The organism is Streptomyces sp. SA15 (genome assembly GCF_002291145.1).
In the GTDB taxonomy this organism is placed as follows: domain Bacteria; phylum Actinomycetota; class Actinomycetes; order Streptomycetales; family Streptomycetaceae; genus Streptomyces.
Window position 1 is genome coordinate 276,759 of record NZ_NTGE01000099.1, and the last position, 17,847, is coordinate 294,605.

At 69.7% G+C, this 17,847-nt stretch carries 12 protein-coding genes and 4 pseudogenes; 9 read left to right on the top strand and 7 right to left on the bottom strand.

What is annotated here, in order from left to right; translation table 11 throughout:
- Window positions 1-106: 106 nt before the first annotated feature.
- The 3 genes from CLM62_RS21435 to CLM62_RS21445 all read right to left on the bottom strand — a co-directional run bounded on the left by CLM62_RS21435 (window position 107) and on the right by CLM62_RS21445 (window position 2,947).
- Window positions 107-1,534, bottom strand: a complete 1,428-nt coding sequence (locus tag CLM62_RS21435; protein ID WP_095751503.1) for a family 2B encapsulin nanocompartment shell protein — start codon at window positions 1,532-1,534, stop codon at window positions 107-109.
- A gap of 712 nt (window positions 1,535-2,246) precedes the next feature.
- The gene (locus CLM62_RS21440) at window positions 2,247-2,690 is read right to left on the bottom strand and encodes a PIN domain-containing protein (RefSeq protein WP_095751504.1); all 444 of its coding nucleotides are present in this window, start codon (window positions 2,688-2,690) and stop codon (window positions 2,247-2,249) included.
- Window positions 2,687-2,947, bottom strand: coding sequence for a CopG family transcriptional regulator (locus tag CLM62_RS21445; protein ID WP_095751701.1), 261 nt, complete (start codon window positions 2,945-2,947; stop codon window positions 2,687-2,689). Before CLM62_RS21445 ends, CLM62_RS21440 begins: the two co-directional genes overlap by 4 nt.
- 345 nt (window positions 2,948-3,292) lie before the next feature.
- Here CLM62_RS21445 and CLM62_RS51665 point away from each other — a divergent pair.
- A pseudogene (locus CLM62_RS51665) lies at window positions 3,293-3,813 on the top strand (hypothetical protein); the annotation flags it as partial.
- Here CLM62_RS51665 and CLM62_RS21455 read toward each other — a convergent pair.
- The 3 genes from CLM62_RS21455 to CLM62_RS21465 all read right to left on the bottom strand — a co-directional run bounded on the left by CLM62_RS21455 (window position 3,723) and on the right by CLM62_RS21465 (window position 9,306).
- Window positions 3,723-4,859, bottom strand: coding sequence for an ABC transporter substrate-binding protein (locus CLM62_RS21455; protein WP_095751505.1), 1,137 nt, complete (start codon window positions 4,857-4,859; stop codon window positions 3,723-3,725). The pseudogene CLM62_RS51665 and the gene CLM62_RS21455 sit on opposite strands and share 91 nt — an antisense overlap.
- 179 nt (window positions 4,860-5,038) lie before the next feature.
- On the bottom strand, window positions 5,039-5,533 hold the full coding sequence (locus tag CLM62_RS21460; protein WP_095751506.1) for a MarR family winged helix-turn-helix transcriptional regulator: 495 nt from the start codon (window positions 5,531-5,533) through the stop codon (window positions 5,039-5,041).
- A gap of 569 nt (window positions 5,534-6,102) precedes the next feature.
- Window positions 6,103-9,306, bottom strand: a complete 3,204-nt coding sequence (locus CLM62_RS21465; protein ID WP_095751507.1) for a family 78 glycoside hydrolase catalytic domain — start codon at window positions 9,304-9,306, stop codon at window positions 6,103-6,105.
- A gap of 305 nt (window positions 9,307-9,611) precedes the next feature.
- Between CLM62_RS21465 and CLM62_RS21470 the strand changes: the two are divergent.
- The 7 genes and pseudogenes from CLM62_RS21470 to CLM62_RS50785 all read left to right on the top strand — a co-directional run.
- Window positions 9,612-9,806 (top strand): annotated as a pseudogene (locus tag CLM62_RS21470) (snapalysin family zinc-dependent metalloprotease); the annotation flags it as partial.
- 451 nt (window positions 9,807-10,257) lie between these two features.
- On the top strand, window positions 10,258-10,911 hold the full coding sequence (locus CLM62_RS21475) for a (2Fe-2S)-binding protein (RefSeq protein ID WP_095751702.1): 654 nt from the start codon (window positions 10,258-10,260) through the stop codon (window positions 10,909-10,911).
- 12 nt (window positions 10,912-10,923) lie between these two features.
- On the top strand, window positions 10,924-11,904 hold the full coding sequence (locus tag CLM62_RS21480) for a xanthine dehydrogenase family protein subunit M (RefSeq protein ID WP_095751509.1): 981 nt from the start codon (window positions 10,924-10,926) through the stop codon (window positions 11,902-11,904).
- Window positions 11,901-14,108 carry a xanthine dehydrogenase family protein molybdopterin-binding subunit gene (locus CLM62_RS21485; RefSeq protein WP_095751510.1) on the top strand — a complete coding sequence of 736 codons (2,208 nt, stop codon included), beginning with the start codon at window positions 11,901-11,903 and terminating at the stop codon, window positions 14,106-14,108. The genes CLM62_RS21480 and CLM62_RS21485 overlap by 4 nt, the downstream gene beginning before the upstream one ends.
- Window positions 14,109-14,246: 138 nt before the next feature.
- Entirely contained in the window at window positions 14,247-15,398 is a 1,152-nt protein-coding gene (locus CLM62_RS21490; protein ID WP_095751511.1) for an XdhC family protein, read from the top strand.
- A 29-nt stretch (window positions 15,399-15,427) separates the two neighbouring features.
- A pseudogene (locus tag CLM62_RS21495) lies at window positions 15,428-15,802 on the top strand (radical SAM protein); the annotation flags it as partial.
- Window positions 15,798-15,899: pseudogene (locus CLM62_RS50785) on the top strand (molybdenum cofactor biosynthesis protein MoaE); the annotation flags it as partial. The pseudogenes CLM62_RS21495 and CLM62_RS50785, both read left to right, overlap by 5 nt.
- 51 nt (window positions 15,900-15,950) lie before the next feature.
- Here the strand turns inward: CLM62_RS50785 and CLM62_RS21505 are convergent.
- Window positions 15,951-16,838 (bottom strand): helix-turn-helix domain-containing protein, encoded by an 888-nt coding sequence (locus CLM62_RS21505; protein ID WP_095751703.1) that lies wholly within the window; start codon window positions 16,836-16,838, stop codon window positions 15,951-15,953.
- Window positions 16,839-16,975: 137 nt separating this feature from the next.
- Here CLM62_RS21505 and CLM62_RS21510 point away from each other — a divergent pair, with 137 nt between their 5' ends.
- Window positions 16,976-17,800, top strand: a complete 825-nt coding sequence (locus CLM62_RS21510) for an SDR family oxidoreductase (protein ID WP_218835613.1) — start codon at window positions 16,976-16,978, stop codon at window positions 17,798-17,800.
- The last annotated feature ends 47 nt before the right edge of the window (window positions 17,801-17,847 follow it).

The window sequence follows — 17,847 nt, forward strand, 5'->3', positions numbered from 1 at the left end:
CGCAAGGCGCTCGCCAGGCCCGCCGCCTCATGGGGGGCGGGGGCGGCGAACTCCCAGGACAGCAATGACACCGTCTCAGCCCTCCTTCACTCGTTGAACCGAGTGCTCAGCCACGCGCGCATACCTCGACGTTTTCGAGAATGCCGATTGCATCCGGGACGAGTACCGCGGCGGAGTAGTAGGTGCTGACGAGGTAGGAGATGATCGCCTTCTCATCGATCCCCATGAATCGCACATTGAGTCCGGGCTCGACCTCGTCGGGCAGACCGGTCTGGTAGAGGCCGATGACGCCTTCGTCGTCCTCGCCGGTGCGCATGGCGATGACGGACGAGGTGTGGTGTTCGGTGATCGGGATCTTGCCGCACGGCAGGATCGGCACTCCCCGCCAGGCGGGAATGTGGTGCCCGTCGACATCGACGCTGCCGAAGTAGATGCCCCGCTTGTTGCACTCCTTGCCGAAGGCGGCGATGACGCGGGGGTGGGCGAAGAGGTACTTGGTGCCGCGGCGCATGCTCAGCAGGTCGTCGAGGTCGTCCGGGGTGGGCGGGCCGGAGTGGGTCGGGATGCGCTGGTCGAAGTCGGTGTTGTGGAGCAGTCCGAAGTCGGGGTTGTTGACCAGTTCCTTCTCCTGGCGCTCGCGCAGTGCCTCGATGGTGAGCCGCAACTGCTGCTGTGTCTGGTTCATCGGCTCGTTGTAGAGGTCGGCGACCCGGGTGTGCACCTTCAGCACCGTCTGCGCCACGCTCAACTCGTACTCACGCGGGCGGAGTTCGTAGTCGGCGAACGTGGTGGGCAGCGTCGGCTCGCCCTTGTGGCTGGAGAGGAACTCGATCGCGGCCTCGCCAGCCTTGTTCGCCGGCCTCTGCGCATCGGCGCTGCGCTTTTGGACGTGCGACCGCAGTGCCTCGTACTGGTCGGCGACCGTCTTGTACGCGGAGACCGGCAGCGCCAGGATCGTGGCCGCCGTCGCCGCGCGGACCGTGGACGGCCACTTGCCATCTCCTCCGGCCAGCACCATGCCGCCGAAGCTGTCCCCGTCCGACAGCCGGCCCACGATGGCCTCGCCCTCGTACGGCGCGGCTGTGACCTGCTCCACCTTGCCATGCGCGATCAGGAACACGTGGTCGGCTTTCCGGCCTTCCTGCGCGATGACCTGACCGGGCTCGTACTCCTTCTGGACGAACTTGTCGGCCAGCGCCCCCAACGCCGCGCGGTCGTCGAACCCCTGCAGCAACGGAAGTTCGGCCAGCTCCTCGGGAACGACACGGACCTTCGACCCGTTCTTGTCGAAGGTCACCTTCCCGTCCCCGACCGTGAACGACAAACGCCGGTTCACCCGGTAGGCACCGCCCGGGACGTTGACCCACGGCAGCTTCCGCAGCAGCCACCGCGAGCTGATCCCCTGCATCTGGGGTTCCGACTTGGTGGTCGTGGCCAAATTGCGCGCTGCCGCGGTACTGAGGCTGAGCTGTTCCTGCCCCTGTAGCTCCTCCGGAGCCTTCGCCGCCGGTGCCTCACGTGTCTCGACTGCCATCGCCTGCCCCTCTTCCGGTTCGCGTCATGATCTGCACGGCTTCACCAGGTCAGCCGTGAAGGGAGTGACCAGATATGATCACTCTATGTACACATATGTAACTCATCGTGAAGAAGTGGTGTGGCAGGCGCGCCCACCATCACGACGGCGACCGACCATCCAAGGTCGGCGCGCGTGCCGCCCGCGACAACGCTGGCCGCCAGCCCTCCCCGGTCAGGGCCGCCCGGGCGGCGCCGCACCACAAGCGCACCAGAACGAGCGGGGAACAGCGGGGAACCACGGTGAAAGCAACAGGGCCCTATGGGACTGCATCATGGCCTCTGGCCCAGGTCAGCGGCCGGGCCGACCGCAAATGATCGCAGCTTCCCAAGCTGAGAGCGCGAGTTCGATTCTTCACCCGCTCCACGATGAAGCCCCAGGTCAACGGCCTGGGGCTTTTACGCGAGCTGGGCTCTCCCGCGTTTTCTGGCACGTGTCGCGCTCGAAGATGGGGCATGCGGAGGGCACGAGAGCCTTGCGGTTGCAGCCCGCTCACGCTGCAGCACGGCACTGACCTGCGACTTCACGTCAACCATGAGCAGGTTCGCGTGCTCAGAGCACTCAGCCTGCCCGTCCCGAACGACACCGGACGCCTACCGCTCATCGCGCATCTCGACAAGAGGGGGCACAACCTCCTTGCGCGAGCAGGCGCTTGGCCGCCGAGGATCCCGCGTCAGAGCGGAAGGTCGTCCGGGAGTACCCGGAACGACTTGTGGCGGCCCAATGGTCTTACGGCCCGGAAGTCCCTTCGGTCGAGGGTGAGGATCGCGTCGGTGTCGTAGTCGGCCGCAAGCGCCACGTTCACCGCGTCGGCGAGGTCCAGGTCGAGCGCGCCGTAGCGGACTCGGACGGACTGGGCGGCACCCAAGTGGTCCTCCGTGATCTCCGGCATCACGACACGACCCCGGCTCATCCAGCGCCGCAGGTCGTCGACCGCGCTCAGGGCGGCCTCGCGCCCCAACTCACGCGTGGCCACGTGATCGAGTTCCGCCAGCAGGAGCGGGGACATGATCAGGAGACCGGCCGCCATGATCGCCTCGTTCGCGCCCCTGTGCTCCGGGTGAGTCGAGTCGAGAGCGGCCAGGAGGCCGGATGCATCCGCGATGACGATGATCACGCGGCAGTTCCGGAGTCCGTCTCGCGGCGGACCGCGTCGGCGACCGCGTCACCGACCTCAGCCTTGGAGGGCGTGCGCCCCGACCCCTCGAATGTCCGCGAGAACAACGGTTCGTCCCAGACCCGGTTCGCCATCGCCGCGAGATGAATCCCCTGACGGATGATCTCGGCCTCGCTTATGCCCCGGCGCTTGGCCGCCTCCTTGATGATCGCCAGGTCCTCGGGGTCGGCGTAGACGTTCGTGCGCTTCATGGACATGTACCAAGCGTAGTCCATGTACTGGATTGATGTACACAGCGCCTTCGTCGCGTTGCCCGGGCTGCCGAGCTGCCCTCACAGACCCTGTCCAGGTGGAGGTGTACGAGGCCAGCAGCCGGGCCACCGAGACGGGCAGCCGTGGACCAGTACGCCGCCGGGTGGGCGTGCCGGGCGTAGGCCGCGCCGCCTGCGCAGCGAGCGACCCGCCCAGCTCGGCCCACGTCACCAGGTCGGTCACGACGATCAGCCCGCCTGCTCCATCGGGAAGGCGCCGGGAGCAACGACGGTGGCCCGGTAGGCGATGCCGTGCCGCTGCTGCCCGTTGAACACGCTTTCCCACGGTCCCCGAAACCCGTCTGGCTGTGGTCCTCGGCCGCGAGCGCCACGTCGGCGGACATCGACCGCTGGTGGCGGTCGTTCCTGCGCCGCTTCGACTTGGGGCACACGTTTCGGCTGATGAAGCAGACGCTTGGCTGGACCGCCCCGAAGATCCGCCACGCCGACACCGCCGACCTGTTGACCTGGCTCATCATCGCCGCCCACACCCAGCTCCGGCTCGCCCGGCCCCTCGCTGAGGACGTCCGCCGGCTCTGGGAACGCCGCACCGAGCCCGACGCCTCACCCCGGCCCGCGTCCGCCGCGGGTTTCGCAACCTGCGCGCCACGACCGCGAGACCGGCGGCCGCACCGAAACCCACACGACCAGGCCCTGGACGGCCTCCGGCTCGAAGAACAAGCACCGGGCGGTGGGGAGCAGAGGGGGAGGAAAAGGGCCGTCAGCCCTGGGTGCCGTCCTGGTTGACGGGGTGCAGGCCGAGCACGCCCTGCGGGTCGGAGGGGTTCACGCCCTTGACGTCGCCGACATAGAGGTTGATGCGGGCCTTGTAGCGGTCGAGGGCGGTGCGGTTGCTCATGAACTCGCCGAGACCGAGCGGGTTCATGTTCTCGTAGTCGAAGATGCCCTTGCGGTCCGCCGGCGCGGCGACGTCGGTGCGGGCGCTCCAGGTGCCGATGGAGTTGTGTTGGGCATCCTTGGACAGCAGCCAGCTGAGGTAGAGCTTGGCGGCGGCCTTGTGCGGGGCCTTCTTGAGGATGGCACCGGTCTGCGGCCAGGCGACCCACGGCGACTTCTTCGGCAGGGTGGTCTCAGCGACGCCCGGGACGCCTCCGCTGGTGCCGAAGCTCGCCACGTAGTCGCCGGAGCCGACCAGGTCGGCGGAGTCCTGGGTGCCGCGGACGAACTTCGGGTTCTGGGCGAGCAGCTTCTTCAGATAGTCGAAGCCGTACTTGTCGGTGAGCTGTTTGAAGTAGTAGAGGACGGCGTCGTCGTCGTTCGGGTAGGTGAAGACGAGCTTGTTCTTGAACTCGGGCTTGAGGAAGTCCTTGGCCTCGACGGGCGCGTCGTCGCCGAGCTTGGCGGCCGTGACGTTGGAGAAGGCGAAGAAGAACAGGCCGGTGTAGTAGCCGTCCTTGTCCTTGATCTGGTCGAAGACCTTGTCCCAGCCGACCGGCTTGTACTTCTGCAGCACTCCTTCCTTCTTCCAGCGCGGGAAGTCGTCGACGGTCTGGAGGTGGACGACGTCGGCAACCACGTGGTGCTCGGCGATCTGGTTGTCGACGCGGGCGTCGTGGTTCTTGCTGAAGTCGACGACGATGTCGACCTTCATCTTGGGGAACTTCTTGACGAACGCGGACTTGAGGTAGTCCGCCTGGCCCGGCTTGTCACCGGCGTAGACGACCAGGCGGCCGCCCTCGGCTACGGCCTCCTTGTACAGCTTCTGCAGCCGGTCTTCTTCACTCGTGTGCTTGGGGGCGGACTTCGGGGAAGGGGTGGCGGCGGCGATGGTGGCACCGCTCGCGGCCAGGACGCCCAGGGTGGCGGCGACGGCCCATGCCTTGCGGGAGGACTTCACACTCGACTCCTTCGTGGTGGGGACAAGAAGGGGAAGCTTGATGGTTCAAGCATTAGCTTGCACTCCAGAAACTGATATTGCAAATCTGCAATATATTGCGATGGGTGTCTGGATGGTCATGCAGGGTAGTCGGGGAGGGGTGGGGGTTCGGCAGGCTCGTCTCTGCCTCTGGAAGGAGGTCAGCGGCGCCAGGGGAGGTCGGTGGGGAAGGCCGGGCGGTCCGGGCCCGTGAGGCCGGTGAGGATGATCTCGCACGCTTCACCGAAGGCGCGCGCCTGCTCAGGCGTCAGCCGGTCGAAGACGGCAGCCCGGACGGTGGCGACGTGACTGGGGGCGGCCTGCTCAAGGGCGGTCAGCCCCTCGTCCGTCAGCACGGCGAGCTGGGCCCGTCCGTCCCCCGGCGCGTCCTCGCGGCGCACCCAGCCGCGCTCCTCCATGCGGCTGACGGTGTAGGAGAGCCGTGTCCGGGCGATCTTCAGCTGTTCGGCGAGGTCTGTCATGCGCAGCCGTCGCTCGGGGGCCTCCGAGAGGAACACCATCACCGAGTAGTACAGGTGGCTGAGGTCGGCCTTGTGTCGCAGTTGCTGGTCGAGAACGTCCTCCAGTACCAGGCTGAGGTCGCGGTAGGCGCGCCAGGCGCGCTGCTCCTCGGGGGAGAGCCAACGGGGTTCCATGGATCGCACTCTAGTGAGAGCTCCTTCGAGGGCCGTCTCTCCGACGGGGTTCCGGGGCCTGACAGCGCCGGCATTCAGGTAGTCATCCGTACTGGATGAGGCGAGTGGGCGACTGGCGCGCGGCTTTGAGAGGCAGGCGGTGCCTATCGGGTGCTGCTGCCATCACCCGGCAAGGGCCCTACGTCGCGGACCTGCGCTCAGTGCCGGCGGCAGCGAGGGCGTCGCCCCACGGCCCCGGCTTGCGCCGCTCGGCGGCGCAGAGGCGAGGCCGCCGAGCGGCGCACCGCCGCCGACGGCACGGTGCTGCCGGTCGTCGTCGGCCGCGCCGCCGAGCGGCGCGTCAACAGGGGGTGCGATCAGGCCCGCGCAACGGCGTTGGCGCAGCGAATCCACGCAGGTCAGCTGCTGTGCAGCCGCATGAGCGCCATCGCTTCCCAAGCTGAGAGCGCGAGTTCGATTCTCGTCACCCATGACCGGCCGACCGGACGATCCACTCCAGCCTCCCTCGGCCCAGCTGGGTGTGCTCAAGGTGGGCCGAGGGCAGCCGGCGCTCCGCCCTCGCGGGCGGGCTACTGCGTCAACGCGACCGTCGCGGTGCCGGAGCCGACCGGGCCGACCCGCAGCACTGTTCCCGTCAGGTCGGTGAACGATGTCACCTTGGCGCGGCCGCTGTTCCCCGGGGTGGCCGCGGTCACCTGGTACGCCGCCGGGTCGGCGTCGCCGATCTCCAGTTCCAGGATGGCGCGGGTGTTGGGCGGCAGGGTCACCTCCAGGGAGTTGGCGCCGGCGGATCGGCGGACGGCGACCGAGACCGGGCCGCGCAGTGACGGGACCGTGCCGTCGACCTCGGTGAGGCCGCCGGTCCTGGGCCGGATCCGGAACGTGGCCGCGCCCGCCTCCGTGACCTGCACGCCCAGCACATGCCTGGCGACGGCGTTGGCCGGGGCGGAGGCCCACGCGTGAGAGAGGGTCATGTTGGGCTTCAGCGCCGGATCCCAAGCCTCGGTGACGATGGTGGCCTTCAGGTCGTCCAGCATGTGCAGCCAGGAGTTGGTGGCCTTCGAGGTGAGCAGCCCGAGTGCGGCGTCGGCCCGGCCGAGCCGGAAGAGCGCGTCGAGGAGGAACTGCGCCCCGTACACGCTCACCTTCATTCCGCCCGCGGCGAGCGTGTCGCCGAGTCTGGCCAGTACGGCGTCGTCCAGGGCGTCGGTGACTCCGAGCGCCACCGGGAAGGCGGTGGCGTGCTGGGCGCTGTGGGTGGTGCCGGCGCCGTCGCGGAACCTGCCGGCCGAGCTGTCGAGCAGGGTGTCGCGCATGGCGGCGGATAGGGTGTCGGCCCGGTCGCGCAGGGACGTGGCGTCGTCGGTCTTCCCCAGCGCGGTGGCGCACTTGGCGAGGGCGTCGAAGGCCGCGTACTGGAAGGCGTTGACGACCGTGTTGACGTTGGTGAAGACGTAGCCGTCACGGCTGGCGGCCGGCCAGTCCACCAGGTCGCCGAGGTTCTGGCTGGTGTTGCCCGGCGACTTGTGGACGAGGCCGTCGGAGCCGAGGTATGAGGTGAGGTTCTTGGCGACGAGCAGATCGTAGTCCTTGGCGAGCTGCCGGTCGTCGCCGGTGGCGAGGTAGTCCTCCCAGGCGGACATCGCGCACATCAGCCGGTACTCGGTGGGCCAGGTGCCCTGGCGTACCAGGTAGTCGTTGGACCACCGGGCGAGCGCGTAGGAGCGCTGGACGCCGTACTCGGAGAGCTGGTTGATCAGCGCGTCGCCCTCGTAGGGGCCGCGTTCGCGGGTCGGAGTGTCCGTGTAGAGGTCGCCGCGGGTGGCTTCGATGGAGTAGCGGCAGAGGTCCCAGACCCGGTCGAGGTCCGCGTCGGAGCTGCTGAAGGAGGTCTGGGAGTCGTCCCAGTCCAGCTTCCAGGCGCGGCCGGTGACGGTTGCCTCGGAAAGGTCCAGGGATGTGTGCAGCTCCGCCCAGCGGAAGCCGCGGTAGCCCCAGTGCTCGAAGCGCTGGGCGCCGTCGCGCAGGGTCCACACCTCGCGGTAGGTGTTGGTGGCGCGCAGCTGGTACTTGACGGTGCCGTCGGTGTTCAGCTCCTCACCGAGGCGCACCTCGACGGTCTCGCCCGCGCTTCCGCTGACCTCCAGCGCCAGCCCGCCGACGATCTCCCGGCCCAGGTCCACCAGCCAGCGGCCGTCGGTCACCTTGGTGACCTTGGCCGGGGTGACGTCGTGCAGCCGTACGGGCTCGATCGGGGCGGGGACGAGGCCGTCGATGGCGGCGCGGGCGGCGGGGGCGGACCAGTCGCCGTCGTCGAAGCCGGGCTCGGTCCAGCCGACGGGCTCCTGGCGCAGGTCCCAGTACTCCTGGGGAACGGTGAAGTAGCTGCTGCCGGCGCTGCCCTTGGCCGGCAGCAGACCGGCCTGGCGGCGGGCCTTCCAGTCGCTGCCGGAGCCGATGGTGGCCCGGCTGCCGTCGGCGTACGTGACCTCCAGCTGGGCCAGGAACTTCTGCTGCGAGGTGGTGTTGCAGAGCGCGGCCAGAGCGTTGGCCCGGCCCGAGCGCAGTGTGTCGGTGATGTCGAAGGCCTGGTACGCCACTCCGCTGCCGGAGCGCACCGAGGCATGGCCGACCAGGCTGCCGTTGCTCCACACCTTGGCCACGTACTGCCGGGCGGGGGTGGCGGAGGTGGCCGCGACGTAGAGCACGGCGGCGGCGATGTCCTTGCCGACCAGGTCGTACTCGTGGCGGAGCAGGGCCCAGGTGTCGTCGGCGCCGTAGGAGGAGAGCGAGGAGGCGCCGGCCGGGAAGGTGAGCACGCCGTTCGCCACGGTGCCGGCGGAGAAAGTGCCCTTGTCGGAGGCGAAGTCGTCCTGCAGCAGCACCGTGCCGTCGGCGGCGGTGAAGCGGACGCTGTCGTACGCCTGTGATTCGGTGGAGCCGTTGCGCAGGCCGACGTTGCCCGAGGTGTAGCGGGTGTGGGTGGTCGTGTCGACGACGGTGCCGCCCACGGTGGTGGTGAAGGTGGAGCCGGACAGGGTGACCGCGAAGTCCACCCACTCGCCGGTGGCGACCGGGAAGGGCAACGTGACCTCGCCGAGGACGGTGTAGGTCCCGTTCACGCACACGTGCTTACGCAGCACTCCGGCGGTGCTTCCGGCGCGCAGCTGCCACATGTAGTTGTTGGCGGTGTTGGTGGCGCGGAACCACAGGCCGGCGGCCACCGTGGTGATCTTCAGCCGGGTGGCGAAGGTACCGTCGGTCATGGTCGGCCCGGCCTTGACCCAGATGGGCTCGGCCTCCCACTCGTCCTCCACCGAGGTGGCCAGCAGTACCGGCTCCGACCAGGACGACCGCTCGTTGTTGTCCGTCCAGCTGCTGACCCGCCACCAGTAGGCGGTACGGGGCTTCAGCCCCGGTCCCCCGTAGGCCACGGCGGTGGACGCGCCGGAGGCCACTTTTCCGCTGTCCCAGAGCAGCTGGTCGTCCTCGAACCCGGCCGGGGTGGCGGCGAGCTGCAGCTGGTAGGCGCGCTGGAGCGTGCCCGGGCCGGAGTCGGGGACCTGCCAGCTGAACCGCGGCTGCTTCCCGGCGGTGGTGCCCAGCCCCTTCGGCAGCAGGTCGGTCAGCATCCCGGTCGGCGCGGGGGGCGCGCCCTTGCCGGTGCCCGCGCCCTGCGCGGCGGCGACCGCGCGAGGTCCGGTGAGGACGACGGAGGCGGCCACGGCGCCCCCCAGCTGGAGGAGGCTACGGCGCGACAGCGGTCTGGGCATGGGCACCTTCGAGGGTGAAAGGTTTCAGTCGGAGTGCCCGGAGGTTAGAGGCAGGTGGAGAAAATGGTCAACAGATGGGACGGAATTGGCCTGAGTGACCTTGAAACGATTTAATCCGCTCATGCACACCACGATCGGGGCATGACTCCCAAGCGCTTCCCGAGCATGGGGATTTGATCTGACCGCGGCACGGGTGCGAGAGGGGCACGGCACCTGTGGATCACGCAGCTCTCCGCACGACGCGTCCCGCGCCATGCTCTCCGTACGTGACATTCCGCTCGGTGCGGAGCGGGACAAGGACACGGTGGTCGGGGCAGGACTCCCAAGCGTGGTCGACGCCGCGCTCACCGAGCGGGCACGGCGACGGCTACATCTTCCTCGACTGCGCCCAGAACGAGGAGTACGACTCCACGCGCGTGACCGCCCACGAGATCGGCCATGTGCTGGGGCTGCTCCACCCCAAGTCCGCCTCGTGCAGCAAGGTGATGTCGGGCGCGGGGCAAGTCGTGGCGGCACCACCCTCCTGACCATCGCTCCGTGGTTTCCCGTTCCGCCACTCGATTCCGGACCACGGCGGCCGTACGCGGACTGTACGGCCGCCGTGTCGTCATGCCCGGCTGCCGGCCATGACGTCATGAAGACAACCGCCGACGGTCGGACCGCTCTGCCTGCCACTGCCAGACGTACCAACGGCAGTCGTAGCTACCGGAGTCGTCCCAAAACTGCTTGCTCGTTGTAACGCGCCGCATGCAGCACAGTGGATGCCATGCCGCACCGAAGGCCTGGTGAGACGGCTGCCGACCGTGTTCAGACCCCCGGTCGCCGCCGTCCTCGCGGGCCGAGGGCCCGGCTCGTCCACCGCGGCCTGAACCGTCTCGCGTCCTCACGCCGATCGTGCACATGACGGTGGTCGGTACCGCCATCCGTCTTCCGTCGACCGAGAGAGTGGGCATGTCCATCGAACCCCCCGAGTCAACAGTCGCTCCCCCTGAGGGATCTCCTGAGGCACCCTCGTCCGACCCTTCCCGGCGCACGTTCATCGCGACCACCACCGTCGTCGGTGGTGCGGTCGTGGCGGGCGGCCTCATGGCGGGGCAGTCCGTGTTCGGCGCTGAGCCCGCGGACGCCGCGGAGGCGCCGCCCGGCAGCCGCGTCTCCCTGACCGTCAACGGCAAGCGGCACACCGTCACGGTCGACAACCGGACCTCACTGCTGGACCTGCTGCGCGAACACCTCGGGCTGACCGGCTCGAAGAAAGGCTGCAACGCCGGTGCCTGCGGCGCCTGCACCGTCCTGGTCGACGGCCGCCGGGTCAACTCCTGCCTGACACTGGCGGTTCGGCTGGACGGCGCCGAGGTCACCACCATCGAGGGCCTGGCCAAGGGGGAACGGCTGCACCCGCTGCAGCAGGCGTTCATCGACCAGGACGCCTTCCAGTGCGGCTACTGCACCTCCGGCCAGATCATGTCCGGCGTCGGCTGCATCGACGAGGGGCACACCGGCTCGGCGGAGGAGATCCGGGAGTTCATGAGCGGCAACATCTGCCGCTGCGGCTGCTACGTGAAGATCGTGCGGGCGGTCGAGCAGACCGCGCACGGGAAATGAGGCACGGTCCCCATGCATCCCTTCTCCTACACCAGGGCCTCCAGCACCCGGCAGGCCCTCGACGCGGGTCGCGACGGCGGCCGTTACATCGCCGGCGGCACCACACTGGTCGACCTGATGCGCGAGACCGTCGAACGCCCCCGCACGCTGGTCGACATCAGCGCCCTGCCGCTGCGCGAGATCATGGTCACCCGGCGCGGGGGCCTGCGCATCGGCGCGCTGGTCCGTATGTCCGAGGCCGCCGCCCACCGGGGCGTGCGCGCTCTGTATCCGGTGATCTCGCAGGCGCTGGAGCTGAGCGCGTCGGCGCAGCTGCGCAACATGGCCACCATCGGCGGCAACATCATGCAGCGCACCCGGTGCACGTACTTCCGCGATGTGACGGCCGCCTGCAACAAGCGTGAGCCGGGCTCCGGTTGCGCGGCCCTGCACGGCGTCAACCGCACCCACGCGATCCTCGGCACCTCCGACGACTGCGTGGCCACCCATCCCTCCGACGTGGCCGTGGCCTTCGCCGCCCTGGAAGCGACCGTGCACCTGTTGGGGCCGGACGGCGAGCACACCGTGCCCTTCGCCGACTTCCTCCTCAAGCCGGGGAGCACCCCGCAACGCGAACAGGCCCTGCGCCCAGGCGAGTTGATCACCACTGTCGAGCTTCCGGCCCTTCCGCGCCCGCTGAGGTCGGGCTACCTGAAGGTGCGCGACCGGCAGTCCTACGAGTTCGCGCTCACCTCGGCGGCCGTCGCCCTGCACATCAGCGGCGGAGTGATCCGCCAGGCGAAGGTGGCCGCCGGAGGCGTGGGCACCGTCCCCTGGAAGCTCACCGCCGTCGAGCGGGAGCTCATCGGCAGGCGGCCGTCCGACGCCCTGTGGACCAAGGCCGCCGAGCGGGCGGCGGACGGGGCCCGGCCCCTCCAGCACAACCGTTTCAAGGTCGAGTTGCTCAAACGGACCGTCGAGCGCCAACTGCGCGTCGTAGGAGGTGGCAAGTGAGCCCGCAGCCACAGGCAGCCGTCGGAGCGCCGCTGTCCCGGGTGGACGGACGGCTGAAGGTGACCGGACAGGCCAAATACGCCGCCGACCACGACATCGACGGAGCCGTCCACGCGGTCATCGTCGACAGCAGCGTCGGCCGCGGACGGATCACCGGCATCGACACCCGAGCCGCCGACGCCCAGCCCGGCGTCCTGGGCGTCATCAGCCACCTCGACAAACCCGCGCTGACCTACCGCGACAACCCGGGCGCCTGGTTGGACCCCTTCGTCGGCGAACGGCTGCACGTCTTCCAGGACGACAAGGTCCGCTTCTTCGGACAGCCCGTCGCCGTGGTCGTCGCCCACACGCTGGAGGCCGCCCAGCACGCCGCTGACCTGGTGAAGGTCTCCTACGACGCCGAGAAGCCCTCTACCGACCTGACCGGTGCGCCCGAGAACGCCCCCCTGCCGCCGCAGAACTACGTGCGCGGCAACCCCGAAGAGGCGCTGGCCTCGGCGGAGGTGACGCTGGAGGGCACCTACCGGCTCACCCGTAACCACCACAACGCACTGGAGCCGCACGCCACCACCGCCCGCTGGGACGGCGAGAAGCTCACCGTGTGGGACAAGACCCAGTGGGTGGTGGGCGCGCGGGACGAACTCGCCGCCGTGTTCGGCATGTCGGCGGAGAACGTGCGCGTCATCTCGCCGTTCGTCGGCGGCGCGTTCGGCAACGGGCTGCGTACCTGGCCGCACACCACCATCGCGGCTCTCGCCGCCCGCGAGATCCGCCGCCCGGTCAAACTGGTCCTGACCCGCGAGCAGCTGTACTACGGGGTGGGCTACCGGCCCGCCTACGAGTACGGGCTGCGTCTGGGCAGCACCCGAGGCGGACGCCTGACCGCGGCGGTCCACCGGATACGGGCCGAGACGTCCTCGTACGAGCACTTCGCCGAGGGCGTGATGAACCCCGGGCAGATGCTCTACGCCACGCCCCACGTCCGCCAGGCGTTTCGGACCGTGCCGCTGGACGTGAACACACCGACGTTCATGCGGGGCCCCGGCTGGTCCAGCGCCGCCTTCGCCATCGAGTCGGCCATGGACGAACTCGCCCACGAGACCGGCATCGACCCGGTCGAGCTGCGGCTGCGCAACGAACCGCAGGAGGACCCTTCCAGCGGGCTGCCCTTCTCCACCCGGCGCCTGAGCGAGTGCCTGCGGACCGGAGCCCGCGAGTTCGGCTGGCACCGGCGCAACCCCAAGCCCCGCTCCCGGCGGGACGGCGACTGGCTGATCGGCATGGGCATGGCCAGCGGTATCTACGACACCCTGCGCATGCGGTCCGAGGCACGGGTCAGGCTGGACGCCGACGGCACGGCCCTGGTCCAGGCGTCGACCAGCGACATGGGCCCCGGCACCTACACCTCCATGACCCAGCTCGCCGCCGACGCCCTCGGCCTGACCATGCGCACGGTCCGCTTCGAACTCGGCGACTCCACCTTCCCGGCGGCGCCGCCGCACGGCGGATCGCAGACCATGGCCGGCGTCGGCTCCGCCGTCCAGGACGGCTGCGACAAGCTGCGACAGGAGGCGATCAAACTCGCCATCGAGGACGAGCGGTCACCGTTGCACGGCGTCGACGCCGACGACATCGTGGTCCGCGGCGGCCGGATGTACGCGAGCGGCAACCCCGCGCGCGGCGAGACCTACCGGCAACTGCTGGCCCGTAACGGCCGTACGCACCTGGAGACGCGTGGGACCTTCACCCCGAGCGGCGACGACCGGTACTCCATGAACGCCTACAGCGCGGTGTTCGCCGAGGTGGCCGTCGACCGGCGGCTGGGTCTGGTGCGGATGCGGCGCATGCTGGGCGTCTACGACGTCGGGCGGATCATCAGCCCCAAGCTGGCCGACAGCCAGGCGCTCGGCGCCATGGTGGGCGGCATCGGGCAGGCCCTGCTGGAGCACACGGCCACCGACCACCGCGACGGCCGGATCGTCAACGCCAACCTCGCCGACTACCTCGTGCCCGTCAACGCCGACATCCCCGACCTCAAGGCGATCTATCTGGACGGGGAGGACCTCCACGCCGACCCCATCGGCGTCAAGGGCCTCGGCGAGATCGTGAAGGTCGGGGTCGCGCCGGCCATCGCGAACGCGGTCTTCAACGCCACCGGCCGTCGCGTCCGCGACCTGCCCATCACCGCCGAAGCCCTGCTCTGAACCCCGGGCGGCAGGGGCCCCTCCCGCCACCCGGGCGGGGCCCTGAGAGCCGTCCCACTGATCGGCCCGCCGGCGTGCCCCGATCCCCCCATGCCGGCGCGGCGGCGGGCTTCCCAACCTCCCCCAGGAGAGCCACTCATGCTGAACATCGCGGACACGCTGTATCGCTGGTGCCGCGAGGACCGCCCCTTCGCCCTCGCCACCGTCGTCAAGGTCAGCGGCAGCGCACCCCTGCCACCCGGCACAGCACTGGCCGTGGGCACGGACGGCGAGGCGGTCGGCAGCATATCCGGAGGATGCGTGGAGGGCGCCGTCTACGAGCTGTGCGGGCAGGTGCTGGAGACGGGCGAACCTCCGATACGGGCCTCGTTCGGCTACTCCGACGACGACGCCTTCGCCGTGGGCCTGACCTGCGGCGGGGAGCTGGAGGTCCTGGTGCAGCGGGACGACCCGGCCGACCAGCCCCACCTCACCACCACCCTGGAACAGGTGCTGGCCGGTCTGCCCGCCGCCGTGGCACAGGTGGTGGGCGGGCCGCAGCACCTTCTCGGCCGCACCCTGTCCGTCCTCGGGGGCGGCAGCGCGTACGACGGGACACTCGGCAGCCGACGGCAGGACCGGGCGGTGGCCACCCAGGTCCGCGCGCTGCTGCGGGCAGGCCGTACCGCCCGCGTCGAGGTCGGCGGGGATGCCGACACCTGCCCGGAGAAGCTGACGCTCCTGGTCCACGCCCAGGCAGCGCCGCCCCGCATGCTGATCTTCGGAGCCGTCGACTTCGCCGCCGCCCTCAGCCAGGCCGGACGCTTCCTCGGCTACCACGTCACCGTCTGCGACGCCCGCCCCGTCTTCGCCACCACTCAGCGCTTCCCACACGCCGACGAGGTCGTCGTCGACTGGCCCCACCGCTACCTGGAGGCCACGGAAGTCGACGCCCGTACCGCGATCTGCGTCCTCACCCACGACGCCAAGTTCGACATCCCCCTGCTCCGGCTGGCCCTCGGCCTTCCGGTCGGCTACATCGGTGCGATGGGCTCCCGGCGCACCCACGAACACCGCCTGGACCGGCTACGGGAGGCCGGCGTTCCCGAAGAGCACCTCGCGCTCCTGCACTCACCGATCGGACTGGACCTCGGCGCACACACCCCCGAAGAGACGGCGATCTCCATCACCGCCGAGATCATCGCCCACATCAACAACGGCACCGGCCTGCCCTTGTCCCGCGTCCCCGGTCCCATCCACGGTTCCGTCCCGGTGGCCCCGATGTCACCGGCCTCGGTCCTGGCCGCATGACGGCGCGACATGCATGGAGGAGAGGCCCCGTGCTCATCGACACCCACGGCCGGGTGGCCACCGACCTGAGGGTCTCACTGACCGACCGCTGCAATCTGCGCTGCACGTACTGCATGCCCGAGGAGGGCCTGCAGTGGCTGGCCAAGCCCGACCTGCTCACCGATGACGAGATCGTCCGCCTCGTCGGCATCGCGGTCCGTGTCCTCGGCGTCACAGAGGTCCGTTTCACTGGCGGCGAGCCGCTGCTCCGCCCCGGCCTGGTCGGCATAGTCGAGCGAGTCGCCGCCCTCGACCCCCGCCCCCAGATGTCCTTGACCACCAACGGCATCGGCCTGGGGCGCACCGCGTCCGCCCTGAAGGCGGCGGGCCTGGACCGGGTCAACGTCTCCCTGGACACCCTTCGTCGGCACGGTGCGGAATCATGACTCAGGCGCGGACGTGGAAGGACTGGGGTATTTGTGCCACCCGACGGCCGAGGCCGAGATGCGGCGGATCGCGGAGTTGGGCGGGTCGGCGCGTAGCTCCGTCATCGGCTCCGGCCGGCTCCACGTCTCAGCGCAGCCGCTCCATCTCCCAACTGGCCAGCATCCGCAGAGCATCCTCCGAGCGGGAGCCCGGCTCGGCGTGGTAGGTCATCAGCCGCATCGGGGCGCCCCCGGGCAGAGTCATGGGTTCGAGGACGAGGTCGAACTCTCCCACCAGCGGGTGCCGCATCCGCACGGACTCGCCGACGATCCCGCAGCTCACCTCGTGCCGTGCCCACAACTGCCGGAACTCCTCGCTCTTCTGCAACAACTCCTGGACCAGGGAAGAGAGGTGCGAATCCGCGGGGCTTTTGGCGGCGTTCATGCGCAGAACGCCGGCGACCCTCAGTGCCACGCGCTCGGGGTCGGCGAAGCAGTCGCGCGCCGCGGGCGAGAGGAAGGTCAGCCGGGCCACGTTGCGCTCCTCCGGCGGCAGCAGGGCCCAGTCCCCGAAGACGGCGGCGGCGAGCCGGTTCCACCCCAGGATGTCCAGGCGTCGGCCGACGACGTAGGCGGGCACGCCGATCGTGTCGAGGAGGTGCTGGACGGTGGGCCGCAGCCGCTGCGGCGGGGGCGCGGCCTGCGTCGTGCTCTGCCGCTCGGGCTGGGCCAGCCGGATCAGATGGCCACGCTCCTCCTCGTTCAGGCGCAGGACGCGGGCGACGGCGTCCAGCACCTCGGCCGACATGGTTTCGCCGTATCCCTGCTCCAGGCGTGCGTAGTAGGCGTACGACACCCCCGCCAACTGCGCCAGTTCCTCGCGCCGCAACCCGGGAACCCGCCGTCGCCCGTGCGAGAGCATGCCCACGTCCTCGGGCCTGAGCCGGGCCCTGCGAGAACGCAGGAACTCTCTCAGCTCGGTACGCCGGTCTAGTCCTGACGTCACTTGGTCACCGGCCGCCACATGTGAAGACATCTCTGTCCTCCAGTTGTCAAACGTGCCTCGCTGATGCGGGGCAGCGTACAGCATCGACTCCGCAACTCATCTTGATACTGAGTATCAGCTCGATGTAGCATCTCTTTATAAGACTTCACTTCGTCAGGAGCATTCTCGTGAGCAAGATCTGGTTCATCACCGGCTCATCCCGCGGCTTCGGCCGCCAGTTCGCCCAGGCTGCCCTTGAGCGCGGCGACAAGGTCGCGGCCACCGCCCGCACCACCGACTCCCTCGCGGACCTGGTGGCCGCCCACGGCGAGGCGATCCTTCCCCTGCCCCTGGACGTCACCGACAAGGCCGCCGCCACCGAAGCCGTCAAGCGGGCGCACGAGCACTTCGGCCGCCTCGACGTCGTCGTCAACAACGCCGGCTACGGCCTGTTCGGCGCGGTCGAGGAGCTGACGGAGCAGCAGGTCCGCGACCAGATGGAGACCAACTTCTACGGCGCCCTGTGGGTCACCCAGGCCGCCCTGCCTCTCCTGCGGGCCCAGGGCAGTGGCCACCTCGTGCAGATCTCCAGCGTCGGCGGTGTCACCGCTTTCCCCAACCTCGGTGTTTACAACGCCTCCAAGTGGGCCCTGGAGGCCTTCAGCGAAGCTCTCGCCCAGGAGGTCGCCGGATTCGGCATCAGGGTCACCCTCGTCGAGCCCGGCGGCTTCGCCACCGACTGGGCCGGCTCCTCCGCCACCTTCGCCGAGCAACTGCCCGCCTACGACGACCTGCGCGCGGCCGCCGCCGCCAACTGGCGCAACATCGAGCGTGGTAATCCCACCGCCACCGGTGCGGCCCTGCTGAAGATCGTGGACGCCGACAACCCGCCCCTGCGGGTCTTCTTCGGCACCTCCCCGCTCCACCTCGTCCCGCACGTCTACGCCGAGCGGCTGAAGACCTGGGAGGAGTGGGCCGACGTCGCCACGCAGGCCCAGGGCGACGCCGCGTAACCGCACGCAGGCAGGGCCGGGTCAGGGCCGGGCGGGTGTCCGCCCGT

Bases quoted from the DNA above. Each gene is read 5' to 3' on its own strand.
- CLM62_RS21435 (WP_095751503.1), bottom strand. From the start codon at position 1,534: ATGGCAGTCGAGACACGTGAGGCACCGGCGGCGAAGGCTCCGGAGGAG.
- CLM62_RS21445 (WP_095751701.1), bottom strand. From the start codon at position 2,947: ATGTCCATGAAGCGCACGAACGTCTACGCCGACCCCGAGGACCTGGCG.
- CLM62_RS21460 (WP_095751506.1), bottom strand. From the start codon at position 5,533: ATGGAACCCCGTTGGCTCTCCCCCGAGGAGCAGCGCGCCTGGCGCGCC.
- CLM62_RS21465 (WP_095751507.1), bottom strand. From the start codon at position 9,306: ATGCCCAGACCGCTGTCGCGCCGTAGCCTCCTCCAGCTGGGGGGCGCC.
- CLM62_RS21475 (WP_095751702.1), top strand. From the start codon at position 10,258: ATGTCCATCGAACCCCCCGAGTCAACAGTCGCTCCCCCTGAGGGATCT.
- CLM62_RS21480 (WP_095751509.1), top strand. From the start codon at position 10,924: ATGCATCCCTTCTCCTACACCAGGGCCTCCAGCACCCGGCAGGCCCTC.
- CLM62_RS21490 (WP_095751511.1), top strand. From the start codon at position 14,247: ATGCTGAACATCGCGGACACGCTGTATCGCTGGTGCCGCGAGGACCGC.
- CLM62_RS21505 (WP_095751703.1), bottom strand. From the start codon at position 16,838: ATGTCTTCACATGTGGCGGCCGGTGACCAAGTGACGTCAGGACTAGAC.